The sequence below is a fragment of the Nonomuraea bangladeshensis genome, from assembly GCF_039529455.1.
In the GTDB taxonomy this organism is placed as follows: domain Bacteria; phylum Actinomycetota; class Actinomycetes; order Streptosporangiales; family Streptosporangiaceae; genus Nonomuraea; species Nonomuraea bangladeshensis.
Genome location: NZ_BAAAMV010000002.1, coordinates 130555 through 142781, shown reverse-complemented (window position 1 = coordinate 142781; position 12227 = coordinate 130555). Strand labels below are relative to the sequence as shown.

At 72.3% G+C, this 12227-nt stretch carries 11 protein-coding genes; 5 read left to right on the top strand and 6 right to left on the bottom strand.

Annotation, left to right across the window (positions count from 1 at the left end; genetic code table 11):
- Nucleotides 1-8: 8 nt before the first annotated feature.
- On the bottom strand, nt 9-1367 hold the full coding sequence (locus ABD292_RS04740) for a glycosyltransferase 87 family protein (RefSeq protein ID WP_344205484.1): 1359 nt from the start codon (nt 1365-1367) through the stop codon (nt 9-11).
- A 139-nt stretch (nt 1368-1506) separates the two neighbouring features.
- Here ABD292_RS04740 and ABD292_RS04735 point away from each other — a divergent pair, with 139 nt between their 5' ends.
- The 3 genes from ABD292_RS04735 to ABD292_RS04725 all read left to right on the top strand — a co-directional run bounded on the left by ABD292_RS04735 (nt 1507) and on the right by ABD292_RS04725 (nt 4325).
- Nucleotides 1507-2478 carry an NAD-dependent epimerase/dehydratase family protein gene (locus ABD292_RS04735; protein ID WP_344206432.1) on the top strand — a complete coding sequence of 324 codons (972 nt, stop codon included), beginning with the start codon at nt 1507-1509 and terminating at the stop codon, nt 2476-2478.
- Nucleotides 2475-3176, top strand: coding sequence for a glycosyltransferase family 2 protein (locus ABD292_RS04730; protein ID WP_344205482.1), 702 nt, complete (start codon nt 2475-2477; stop codon nt 3174-3176). Before ABD292_RS04735 ends, ABD292_RS04730 begins: the two co-directional genes overlap by 4 nt.
- Nucleotides 3177-3662: 486 nt before the next feature.
- On the top strand, nt 3663-4325 hold the full coding sequence (locus tag ABD292_RS04725) for a PP2C family protein-serine/threonine phosphatase (RefSeq protein ID WP_344205481.1): 663 nt from the start codon (nt 3663-3665) through the stop codon (nt 4323-4325).
- Between the two features lie 5 nt (nt 4326-4330).
- Here the strand turns inward: ABD292_RS04725 and ABD292_RS04720 are convergent, their stop codons facing one another.
- From ABD292_RS04720 to ABD292_RS04705, 4 genes are all read right to left on the bottom strand, one after another.
- The gene (locus ABD292_RS04720; RefSeq protein ID WP_344205480.1) at nt 4331-5590 is read right to left on the bottom strand and encodes an RNA polymerase sigma factor; all 1260 of its coding nucleotides are present in this window, start codon (nt 5588-5590) and stop codon (nt 4331-4333) included.
- Nucleotides 5572-5949, bottom strand: coding sequence for a YciI family protein (locus ABD292_RS04715; RefSeq protein WP_344205479.1), 378 nt, complete (start codon nt 5947-5949; stop codon nt 5572-5574). The genes ABD292_RS04720 and ABD292_RS04715 overlap by 19 nt, the downstream gene beginning before the upstream one ends.
- Before the next feature lie 17 nt (nt 5950-5966).
- Nucleotides 5967-6545 (bottom strand): dihydrofolate reductase family protein, encoded by a 579-nt coding sequence (locus ABD292_RS04710; protein ID WP_344205478.1) that lies wholly within the window; start codon nt 6543-6545, stop codon nt 5967-5969.
- Nucleotides 6546-6648: 103 nt separating this feature from the next.
- Nucleotides 6649-9771: an NACHT domain-containing protein gene (locus ABD292_RS04705; RefSeq protein WP_344205477.1), complete on the bottom strand. Its 3123-nt coding sequence runs from the start codon at nt 9769-9771 to the stop codon at nt 6649-6651.
- A gap of 230 nt (nt 9772-10001) precedes the next feature.
- On the opposite strand from ABD292_RS04705, the gene ABD292_RS04700 reads away from it, so the two are divergent.
- Nucleotides 10002-10523 carry a nucleotidyltransferase domain-containing protein gene (locus tag ABD292_RS04700; RefSeq protein WP_344205476.1) on the top strand — a complete coding sequence of 174 codons (522 nt, stop codon included), beginning with the start codon at nt 10002-10004 and terminating at the stop codon, nt 10521-10523.
- 102 nt (nt 10524-10625) lie between these two features.
- Nucleotides 10626-11048, top strand: coding sequence for a hypothetical protein (locus tag ABD292_RS04695; protein WP_344205475.1), 423 nt, complete (start codon nt 10626-10628; stop codon nt 11046-11048).
- Here ABD292_RS04695 and ABD292_RS04690 read toward each other — a convergent pair.
- Nucleotides 11026-11973, bottom strand: a complete 948-nt coding sequence (locus ABD292_RS04690) for a helix-turn-helix transcriptional regulator (RefSeq protein WP_344205474.1) — start codon at nt 11971-11973, stop codon at nt 11026-11028. The genes ABD292_RS04695 and ABD292_RS04690 overlap by 23 nt on opposite strands.
- Nucleotides 11974-12227 lie beyond the last annotated feature (254 nt).

Below are 12227 nucleotides of genomic sequence, written 5' to 3'. Positions count from 1 at the left end.
GACGTTCCTCACGGGCTGCGGACGACGGGTGTTCCGCCGGCGGGGCGATGACGGCGAGGGCCGGCGGAGCGGCGCGCGGCCCAGCCGACCAGCGCGGCCAGCGCGGCCACGGCGTAGAAGGGGGTGCCGAGGTTGTCGGGGGCGGCCGGGCCGTCGGTGTAGGCGACGGCGCCCGCCACGGCCACGCCCAGCCACTCCCACCAGCCGGTCATGGCGGCCAGCGCCACGACCAGCAGGGCGTACCAGGAGTAACCGGGGGTGAGCAGCAGCAGGAACGAACCGCTGACCAGCAGCGCGCCCTGCCACGGCCGCTCGGCGTCCCCGTGGCGCAGGACGGCCAGGACGATCAGGGCGAGCAGCGCGATCGCGGCGTACGGGGCCCAGGAGTCCGGCATCAGCAGCCGCAGGACCGCGTACCGGTTGCCGCCGCCGTCGTAGCGCTCCTCCCGCAGGTAGCCCGGCAGGTAGCCGGCCACCGAGCTGCCCGAGACCAGCGCGTACGGCAGGTACGACACCGCCACCACGAGCAGCGCGGGCACCCCGACCACGAGCAGCCGCCGCCACGCGACCCTCCCACTGCCCGCCAGCGCTCCGGACAGGGCGCCGGGCAGCGCCGTCACCGGGAGCAGCTTGGCCGCCACCGCCGCCCCCAGCAGCGCGCCCGCCCCCGCCCGACCGCCGCGCCCCCGGACCGCGCCGAAGGCCAGCACCACCAGCAGCACCCCGAGCATGTCGACGTGCGCGTTGTTCACCGCCTCGACCGGCACCGCCGGGCACCACGCCCAGTACGCCGCCCCCCGCGCCCCCGCGAGCCGCCACAGCGTGAGCAGCGCGAGCACGGCCAGCGCGAAGCCGCCCAGTTGCAGGCCCTTGTGCCGCGACCCCTCCGGGGACAGCCACTCGACCAGCAGGAAGTACCCCTGCGCGAGCGGCGGGTAGATCGTGGACACGGTCGGGCGGTTGATCCGGGTGCAGCCGCCCTCCGGCAGCGGCCACAGGAGCGGGTCGGCGCAGCCGGCCGGGAAGAGCCAGTCGTCACGGAGGCCGGCGAGCGCCGGGTCGGCCGGCGGATGCGCGTAGGGCGAGACGCCCGCCGCCTGCACCCGGCCGTCCCAGGCGTAACGGAAGGAGTCGGTGCTGCTGCTCGGCGGCGCCGCCGGCCCGATCGCGGCCAGCGCGATCCCGCCGGCCACGACCAGCACGTCCAGCCACTTCCCCTGCACCCGCCGGGCCAGCCACAAGGCCGCCGCGAACAGCGCCCAGGCCAGCAGGTACCAGCCGAGGCCCGGCGGCCCGAGCACCATCCTGAGCACGACGGCCCCCAGCGCGGCGAGCACCGCCCCGGTGAAGATCAGGTTTCGGCTCACAGCCCGCAGCCTGACATTCCCGACCGCGTACGGGACCGCCGCGAGGCCCGCCGTCCGCGCTTCGTAAGAAGCCTTACGAACCGCGAACGTCTCCTCCGGGCGCGCCTCCCGCCGGGCTAGCGTCGGCGGCGTGAGAGTCATGGTCACCGGCTCGGCCGGTTTCATCGGCGGGCACGTGGCGGAGGCGCTGCGGGCCGAGGGTCACGACGTCGTCGGCCTGGACCTGCGGACCGGCGCGGACGTCCGCGACCCGGCCGTGCTGGACGCGCTGCTCCCCGGCGTCGAGGTGGTCGTGCACCAGGCCGCGATGGTGGGGCTCGGCGTGGACGTCGCCGACCTGCCCGGCTACGCCTCCGTCAACGTGTACGGCACCGCCGTCCTGCTGGCCGCGATGGCGCGGCACGAGATCGACCGGCTGGTGCTGGCGTCCTCGATGGTGGTCTACGGCGAAGGCCACTACGAGTGCGCCACGCACGGCCACGTCAGGCCGGGCCCGCGGACCGTGCGGGACCTGGAGCTGGGCTCGTTCGAGCCGCTCTGCCCGCGCTGCGGCGCGGCCCTGGCCTGCGCGCCGATCGGCGAGGACGCCCAGCCCGATCCGCGCAACGCCTACGCCACCAGCAAGCTCGCGCAGGAACATCTGGCCGCCAACTGGGCCAGGGAGACGGGCGGCCGCGCGGCGGCGCTCCGGTACCACAACGTCTACGGTCCCCGCATGCCGCGCGACACCCCGTACGCCGGGGTCGCCGCGATCTTCCGCTCGGAGCTGGAGGCGGGCCGGGCGCCGAAGGTGTTCGAGGACGGCCGCCAGCTGCGTGACTTCGTGCATGTGCGCGACGTCGCCCGGGCCAACCTCGCGGCCATGTCCGCGCCCGTACGTCCCGGCGAGCTGCGCGCCTGGAACATCGCCTCGGGGACCCCGCACACCGTGGGCGAGATGGCGGCCGCGCTGGCCGCCGCGCGGGGCGGTCCCGCCCCGAAGGTCACCGGGGACTACCGGCTGGGCGACGTCCGCCACATCGTGGCCTCGCCCGAGCGGGCGCGGGCCGAGCTCGGGTTCCGCGCGGGCGTCGAGTTCGACGCGGGGATGAAGGAGTTCGCCCGGTCATGACGGTCGACGTGATCCTGCCCTGCCTGAACGAGGAGGCCGCGCTCGCCTGGGTGCTCGGGCGCATGCCGGACGGCCACCGCCCGATCGTGGTCGACAACGGCTCCACCGACCGCTCGGCGGCGGTCGCGGAGAGCCTCGGCGCGCGGGTGGTCCACGAGCCCGTACGCGGCTTCGGCGCGGCCTGCCACGCCGGGCTGCGCGCCGCCACCGCCGAGGTGGTCTGCTTCATGGACGCCGACGCCTCGCTCGACCCACGCCAGCTCCCCCGGGTGAGCGCCGCCGTGCTCGGCGGGCACGGCGATCTGGTCCTGGGGCGGAGGCTGCCGCGGACGGCGGGCGCCTGGCCGTGGCACGCGCGGCTGGGCAACGCGGTGCTCGCCGGTGTGCTGCGCCGCCGTACGGGTGCGCCGCTCCGCGACCTCGGCCCGATGCGCGCGGCCAGGCGCGCGGCCCTCCTGGAGCTGGGGCTGACCGACCGCCGCTTCGGCTACCCGCTGGAGATGGTGCTGCGCGCCGACGCGGCCGGCTGGCGGATCGCCGAGGTGGAGGTGGACTACCTGCCGCGGACCGGGCGTTCCAAGGTCACCGGCACGCTGCGCGGCACGCTCCGCGCCGTCTCCGACATGCGCCGGGTGATGGCCGAGCTCCGGCCGGCGTCCTCAAGCGATTCGTCATACCCGGGTGGGCGGAGGGAATAGGTGCGGGGATCGAGGAGGGCGCATGACCCACGACCGGCTCCGCCTGGAGGAGCTCCTCACGGAGGCGGAGAACGCCGCACCGGCGGACTCCATCGACGTGATCGCCGCCGGCCTGCGCGACCGGTTCGGGGCCACGGCCGTGTCGTTCCTGTCCCTCGACCTCGTCGGCCGGACGATGGTGCGCATGATCCGCGACGACGGGGCGCCGCAGAGCGAGCGGATCCACCTGCCCGGCAGCGTCTACGACCAGGCGTTGCGCACCCAGGAGCTGACCCTGGCGCCCGATGACAGCCAGGGACAGCGGGTGCTGGCCCCCGTGACCAACCGGGGCGACGCGATCGGCCTGCTGGAGCTGACCCTGCCGCGCTTCGACGCGGAGGTGCTGGAGCAGATCAGCCAGGCCGCGCACGCGCTGGCGTACATCGTGGTCACCGACCGCAGAACCAGCTCCTGCCGTCGTCCTCCGCCTGCGAGGCCGCCCAGTTCGTGCTGGCCGGCGCCCTGGTGCCGGCCGACAACATCGGCGGCGACACCTACGACTACACGCTCGACAGGCACACCCTGCACCTGTCCGTCACGGACGCGATGGGTCACGACGTCGACTCCGCCCTGCTGGCCACCCTGCTGGTCAACGCCTCACGCGGCGCCCGCCGCGCCTCCCGCGGCCTGGCCGAGCAGGCGCGCGAGACCCACCAGTCGCTCCTGGACCACGGCCGCCAGGCCCTGGCCACCGGCCAGTTGCTGCGCGTCTCCCTGGACGGCTCCGGCGCGCGGCTCGTCAACGCCGGTCACCCGTGGCCGCTGCGCCTGCGCGACGGCACGGTGCGGGAGGTGCCGCTGCACATCGACCCGCCGTTCGGCTTCCCGTTCCCCTTCGAGTACCGGGTGCAGGACCTCGACCTGCGGCCCGGCGACCGGCTCGTGTTCTACACGGACGGCATGCGCGAACGCCGGGCGGCGGGCCTCGACCTGCCCGGACTCGTCCGGGACACGGCCGATCAGCATCCCCGCGAGCTCGTACGGACGCTGACCGCCGCCGTCCTCGACGTCTGCCACGGCCATCTGGAGGACGACGCCAGCGTCCTCTGCCTGGACTGGCACGGCTCCCGCCACCGGAGCCGCCGCACCCACGCGGGGGCCGACACGTAGCGGCTCTAGGGTCCGCCGGCTTCTTCGGCGCGCCGCCCGAGGAAGGCCCGGACGGCCGGGTCCGTGCTGAGGTCGGCGGCCCGCGTGTAGGCGGCGGCCGCGTCCTCGCGCCGGCCGAGCCGGGCGAGCAGGTCGCCGCGTGCCGCGTGGTACGGCTGGAACCGCTCCCGTTCGACCGGCAGGTCCTCCAGCAGTTCCAGACCCGCGCCGGGCGAGCGGGCCCGCCCGATGACGGCGGCGTGCGCGACCCGGCCGCCCAGGCTCGGCGCGATCGCGACCAGCGCGGTGTAGAGGGTGCACAGGGCCTCCCAGTCGGTGGTCCCGACGCGGGCCCGGTCGCAGTGGACCGCCTGGATCGCCGCCTCGAGCTGGAACCGTCCCGGCGCCCGGCCCGGCCGCCCGGCCCGGCGGAGGTACGCCTCGCCCTCGGCGATGAGGCCGCGGTCCCACGTGTCCGGGTCCTGGTCCTGCAGCGGCAGGTAGGGCCCGCCGGGGGCCGCGGCGCGGGCGGAGGTGAGGGTGAGCAGCGCCGCCAGCGACCACGCCTCGGGCTCGTCGCCGAGCAGCCGCGCGGTCGTGACGGCCAGGTAGCGGGCCTCGCCCGCGAGCGAGTCCCCCTCCCCCCGGTCGTGGAAGGACAGCGCGTAGCAGCCGTACACCGCCTCGAGCACCCACGGCAGCCGCTCCGGCATCGCCTGCCGCCCGGGGACGGCGAAGGGAATCCTGGCGTCCCTGATCCGCCGCTTGACCCGTACCAGCCGTTGCGACATCGCCGCGGCGGGCACGGCGAAGGCCCGCGCGATCGCCGCCGCCTCGAACCCGAGCACGACCTGCAACATCAGCGGAGTGCGGACGTCGGCGGCGATGGCCGGGTGCGCGCAGACGAACAGCAGGGCGAGACGCCGGTCCGGGATCCGGTCCGCGTCGAGGTCGTCCAGGGTCGTGACGACGCCCGCGCCCAGGTCGGCGCCGGCGTCCACGGCCGCCTCCAGCGACCGGCTGCGCCGGTGGGCGGCGGACTTCCACAGGTCCCGCTGCCGGTTGCGGGCCACCGTCAGCAGCCAGCCCTCCGGGTTGTCGGGGACGCCGTCGCGCGGCCACGTGGTCAGCGCCCGCTCGAACGCCTGCGCCAGCGTGTCCTCGGCGAGTTCGAGGTCCCCGGCCGGGGCGGCCAGCAGGGCCACCAGCCGGCCGTAGGACTCCCGCGCGGCCCGCTCGGCCACCTGCGCGGCCCGCTCACCGGGGTTCACCAGGACGGGACCCACTTCCCGGCCTCGATGTGCATCCCGCCGGGCCGGATCTCGACGCTCCCCCAGGCCAGCGGCGGCGCCTGCCGCGCCCACTCCAGGGCCGCGTCCAGGTCCGGCACGTCGATGACGACCACGCCGCCGAGCTGCTCCTTGGTGTCGGCGAACGGCCCGTCCTGGATGCGCGGTTCCCCGTCCACCAGCGTGAGCGTGGTCGAATCCGCCGACGGCCGCAGCACCTGGCCGCTCACCAGGATGCCGGCCTGCTCCAGCGTCGCGGCGTAACTGGCCATGGCCCGCATCCCGTCGGCCATCGCCTCGGCCCCGGCCGTCTCCTCGGTCGCCTCGGCGTGATGGAACAACAACATGTAACGCATGTCCCGATCCTCTCTCCTCACTTGGTCCGGTAGCGCGTGATCACGACACCGGTCGTGGTGGTGATCGCCTCCTGAAGCGTCAGGCCGGTACGCTCCCCCTCGCCGAACAGCCGCGTGCCCGAGCCGAGCACGATCGGGTGGATCAGCAGGACGTACTCCTCGACCAGGCCCGCCGCGTGCAGGGAGCGCACCAGCTCGCCGCTGCCGAGCACCCTGATCACGCCGTCGACCCGTTCCTTCAGCCCCGCGACCGCGCCGGCCGCCTCCCCCGCCAGCAGCGTGGAGTTGGGGTGGGCGAGCGCGGTGTCCGCCCGGCGGGAGGCGACGTACTTGGGCGTGTTCACCAGGATCTCGGTGAACGGGTTGGCCTCGCCCACGGAGGTCCAGTAGCCCAGCACGTCGTCGTACGTCCGCCGCCCGAACAGCATGGCCGCCGCCCCGCCCTGCTCGGCGACGTACTTCCCGGTCACCTGGTCGGCGTACCCGGCGGCCCACCCGCCGTGCCGGAATCCGCCCCTCGTGTCCTCGTCCGCCCGGCCCGGCCCCTGCATGACGCCGTCCAGGCTGACGCTGACGAAAACGCTGATCGTGCCCACCGCGAACTCCTCGTCTCACTGGTCACCGGGTCACGTTCCGGCCCGGCACAGTGATGACGAGCTCAACCCGCCCGAACAGACACCCTGTCCTACCTGCTGACTGTCATGGCGTGGGCCGTCCGAGGTCGCCGAACGCCTCCTCCGCCCATCGCCGGACCAGCGGAGCCGTGGCCAGGTACGACTCCTGGAGGATCGTCTTCCTGAGACGGTCGAGGACAGCCGCGCGGAACCCGGAGGGGAGACGGTCGCGGTCGGCGGCGAGCATCCGCAGCACCCGGCTCAGGTAGGCGTATCGCGCCACCTGATGGTCGGGGGCGCGGCTGCCCGCGATGACCGTCAGGCACTCCTCGTACGCCTGCTGAAGGTTCTCGTCACCCCCAGGGGCGCTGGAGGCCAGCCAGACCCGCGTCAGGGCGTTCGTGACGGAGACCGCCCGGTCGGGACTCAGGATGCCGAACGCCGGGGTCGCCCCTTCCTCCTCGTCCCCCGACAGGTCGCCTTGGTCCAGGACGCGGTTGACCTCGGCGAGCGCGTGCCAGGCGATGTCACCGACGAGATCGCAGGTGAAATGACTCACCTGAGCCAGTTCGTGTCCGCGGTAGTAGCACCAGCCCGCATATTCTCTCTCCTCATGGCCGGGCGGCACGTTGAAGGTCCAGAAGATGTCCAGATGCGGCAGTTCGTAAGGCTCGTCGCTCCGCAGGTCCACATGAACCTCGCGTTCGCCGTCCTCCCAGTCGCGGCGCAGCGACAGCTCGTGGATGAGGTACTCCCAAGGCTCCTCGCCGAACTGCGACCTCCACAGCAGCGCGTGCTTGCGCCACTCGGCCGCGGGAGAGGGCGCCTCCGGGAACAGCTCCCGTCCGGAGACCGGGCCGCCCACCCGGACCATCGCAAGGAGCAGGTTCGCCGCATAGGCGGCGTGGCGCGCGGGCGCTCCGAGATCGACCGGACGGTAGGTGGCGTAGTGACCGTTCTCGTCGGGTTCCATGGCGTGCTGGAAGGCCGTCAGGAGCAGCTCCCGGAACTTCCGCCGCCGCTCGTCGGGAAGCCGCTCGGCGAGGGCGCTGAGAAAGTCGAGGATCTGGGTACGGGTGGTCAGCGGAGCGAAGGACAGCAACGCGCGGATGAAGCCGTCGTCAGGCACCCGCCGGAGGCTCGCCGCCGCGACTTCGGCCAGTTCGTGCAACTCCCGCAAGATCAGCCGGGCGACCAGGAACTCCCCGAACGTCGCGTGCAGGAACTCGCACGTGGTCAGGAGCTGGTCCTTGCGCAGCGCCTGCGCCTGGTGGATGAAGAAGAACCGGCCCACGATCTGCTGGGCGAGACTCGCCGCGGCGTGGAAATCGCGCGAGGACGGACCGGGCGTCCGGTCGCCGAGCAGTTCGGTGAGGTCACCCGACAACTCGTCGTCGGTGACCCATTGCCGGCCGCGGTTGAACATCGCGAACGCCGCGACCGACAGGCGCAGCAGCTCCTCATTGACCGCCGCCTCCAGCGGCTCCGCCGCCAGCCCCGGCTGCGACTTGACGATCTCGCGCTCGGCGAAGCGTCGCAGGATCCGCTCGTACAGGTCAGCGTGGTCGAGGGAGTGCTCGTCCCGCTGCAGAGCGTTGTCGGCCGCGTCGTACAGGACCAGCATCAGCAGCAGGAGCGGTTGCGATGCCAGCTCGGCCTGACGCAGCGCCGTCGCGACGGGCAAGGGCCGCAGCCCGCGCGAGACCAGGTGGTCGGCGTTCGCCGCGTCCCAGACGCTCAGCCACTGCTCGACCTGTCCCTCGGTGAACGGTTCGAGCCGTAGCGCGGTCGCGCCGTCGCGCGGGATGCGTCCTCTGTCGGCGACCGCGATGCGGCTCGTGACCAGGACTGCCACCGGACGTCCCTGGTCGGCCTCACGCTCCTGAAATCGCACGATCTGCTCTAGATAGTCGGTCTGACCGATGCCCGTCGCCTGAAGCAGCTCGTCGAAGCCGTCGAGCAGGATCACCGGCAGCGCGCCTCCCGCCGTCCTGGCCAAGACCGGCCACGACAGGCTCTCCCCAGTGGCGTCCCTGATCGCGTACTCGATCTGGGACTGCAGGTCCGTGTCCGCGGGGACGTCCCGCAGCACCACGCGCACGGTCAGGAAGTCGGTCACGGGAAGGCGAGCCGCCAGGACTTGGGTGAGCACCGACTTGCCCGATCCCGGCTGACCGAGCACGATCAGCGGGCTCCGCGTGGCCTCGGGCGAGGTCAGATGGCCGATGAGGAACTCCTGCAGGTCGTCGCGCACGTCCCATTGGCCCCACCACTGCTCGTGGTCCATCCGATCGCGGTAGGTGACCTTCGCGACCCGGAAACATGGGTTGACGTACACATGCGCCAGCAGCGGCATCGTCAGCCCCTCGGGGATGTCGTTCGAGGTCACGACGGGGCGGTCGAGCGCGCGCCGGTAGCGCCGGGCCAGGGCCGCGCGCCGCTCGTCGGCCATTGCGGTGTTCGAGGCGATGGCGTCAAGCACGCGGCCCAGACCTTCGAGCCCTGCCTGCAGGCGCAACAGCCGGTCGTGCGTCGTGAGATGGTCGAGACGATTCGCCCAGAACGCCACCTCGGGAAAGTCGGTGGTCAAGCGCCGCAGATGCTCCTCGTAACGGCGCAGCGCGGCTTGCGGCACCTCCTCCTCCAGCGCTCGCACGAGCTCGCCGGAGAGACCAGGCAAGGCTTCGGCCAGGTAGGCGACCAGGCGTCCGCTCAGCGAGGCGTAGCAGGCGAGCAAGGATCCCGGCATGGTCTCGGCGCCGGGAGGTATGGGATCCCCGGGCAGGGCACTGTCGTGGAGCACGGCGACGAGGTCGGCGAGCCGCCCCGAGGCGGGACGCTCGCCTGTGGCCAGGCTCACCTGCGTCAGCCTGCCACGCAGCAGCTCCTTCACCTCTGATCGCGGGGTGACCTCGTGCACGGCCTCGAAGAAGGCGGTGAGCACGATCACCTTGTGTGCGGCGATGAGCCGCTGCGTCCGGTCGAAGCGGCCGAGCCCGCGCAGCCGCTCCGCCAATAAGCTGACCGACTCGCCGCTGAGCCTGGCCAGCTCTCCCTTGGCGTCGAAAAGGCTGAGCACGAACTCCGCGCCGAAGCCCGTCGCACCGAGCAGCACGCCACCGGTGATCCGGTCCAGGGCGGCGACCAGTTGGTTGTCGGCCCCTCCCAGAAGCTTCACCGCGTCGGAATAGCACAGTTTGTTCTTCATCGTGGCCTCCTCGCATCCGCGGAAGTGTTGGCCAGCGTGGGGTCCTCGCTAGAAGCGGGTTTGACTACGATGAGCGATTTCAAAGGACTCCGCGTAATTCCTATCGTGCCATCCTCGACGTCCCCAGGGGAGATGATTTACTCCCTTTCCCGGCGAACATGCTGGCCACAGCGTCCATGTCTACGGATTGCGCTCAGAGCAACAGAGGCGGGGCCGTTAGGCTGCGTCCCGTGAACGCCGACGACGTCCTCGCGATCTACCGCGGCCTCGCCGCCGAGAACGTGCCCGTCTGGATCGACGGCGGGTGGTGCGTCGACGCGCTGCTCGGCAGGCGGACCCGCGAGCACGCCGACCTCGACCTCGCCGTCGCCCGCGAGCACGCGCGGCGTCTCGGGGAGCTGCTGGCCCAGTGGGGGTACGCGCCGCGGCCACGGCAGGACTCGACGGACTGGAACTACGTCGTCGCGGCCGGCGGCGGCGCCACGGTGGACGTCCACGTGTTCGAGTTCGACGACCAGGGTCACAACGTCTACGGCATCGAGTATCCCAAGGACTCCCTGACGGGCACGGGCGTCATCGCCGGGCAGGAGGTGCGGTGCGTGGCCGCCGAGTGGATGTTCCGTTTCAAGACGGCGTACCCGCCCAAGGACAAGGATCTCGCGGACGTCCGCGCCCTCGCCGAGAGGTACGGGTTCGAGATCCCGGCCACGCACCGGCCCGCGCGGGCTGACCCCCAACCTGACCGGACATAACGGATCTTTGTGTCAATGATCACATCGCGCCCATCTCACGGGTGGCGGGGCTGACGCCGGTGATATCCATGATCGGACTTGTCGGAAGCCGAAAGGATATTCGTGCGTACACGCAAGCTGGCGACTTTCCTCACCGGTGCGGCCCTGGCCGCCTCCACCACCATGGTGGCGGGCGCCGCCCCCGCCGCCGCGGCCGGACCCTGCGGCAGCAGCTACACCCGCGTCGGCGTCTACCCCATCAAGCGAGGAGACGGGACCCGTACGGGCACCCTGGAGGTCCACTACAGCTCCAGCGCCGGCAAGAACTGCGCCCTGACCTACGGCTACGGCGCCTACGCCAACACCCCGAGCTGGAAGAGCGTCGTGATCTCCCGGGGCGACGGCAGCGGCGAGGACTCCAACTCCGGGACGTTCACGTACTACGCCGGCCCCGTCTACGTCTCCGCGCCCGGCCAGTGCATCGACGTCCAGGGGACGGTCCCGGACTGGGTGACCGTCAAGCTCAACAACGTGCACTGCGGCTGAACCGCGCGCTCCCCGGCTCAGGTTCTCCTGGGCCGGGGGCCAGGTGACTGGGCTGCAGGGCCTGCCGCCGCGCCCATGAGGCCAGCCGGCGGAGGGCGAAGTGGCCGGGGCTGCCGGGCGGCGCGGTGACGAGGATGATGATCTGCTCCTGGTCGTCCACCGTGTTCAGGGCCTGCCAGTCGAGGTCGAAGGACCCGGCGACGGGGTGGTGCACGCGGTTGTGCCCGAACGGGTGCATGGTGACCAGATGCTGGTTCCACCAGGCGCGGAAGTCGTCGTCGCGGCGCAGCAGCTCGCCCACGAGCTCCTGCAGCCGCGGCTGGCCGGGGTAGGTGCCGGCCGCCATGCGCAGGCTGGAGACCGCTTCGCGGGCCCGTTCCGGCCAGTCGTCCTGCATGGCCCGGACCTGCGGGTCCAGGAAGATCATGCGGACGTAGTTGCGGTGCGCGGGCGGCATGGCGGCCAGGTCGCCGAGCAGGGCGGCGGCGAGCCTGTTCCAGGCAAGGATGTCCTGATAACGGCCCAGCACCAGAGCGGGCGTGTCGACCAGGTTGGTGAGCAGCCGCACGGTCTGCGAAGTGACCCGCTGCTCGCCCTCGTCCGCCTGCTCCCCCGTGTACGGGTCGGCGAGCTGGCACAGATGCCGCTGCTGGTCGTCGTCGAGTCGCAGCGCCCGGCCGATGGCGGTCAGCACCGAACGGGAGGCGGTGCGGACCCGGCCCTGTTCCAGCCGGGTGTAGTAGTCGGTGCTGATGCCGGCCAGCTGGGCCACCTCCTCCCGGCGCAGCCCCGGGACCCGGCGCGGGTAGGCCGGTTCCGGCAGGCCGTGTTCGGCCGCGGTGACCGCGGCACGCCGGGCGATCAGGAAATCGGCCAGCGGTCCTTTCGGCGAGGCGAGGTCGAAGGACGGGCTGTGCGCATCCATATCATCCGATGATGGCATCCGAGCGGCCGAACTTCCGGGGAAAAGAATTCCTAGGAACAATTGATCCTTCCGCTTTCCCGAGTCCATCGGCCACGGTAGAGGGGGAAAGGGTGGCAAGCGGGACCTGCGGAACACTGGAGGGGGGCCGTGGGATCGGTTTGCCCCTTTCCTGCGGTCGGAGGGATCAAAACCTCCAATGCCGCACGATTCCACCGTCCTCTCACATTGCGGGAGGACGGTGGAATCACGGCACA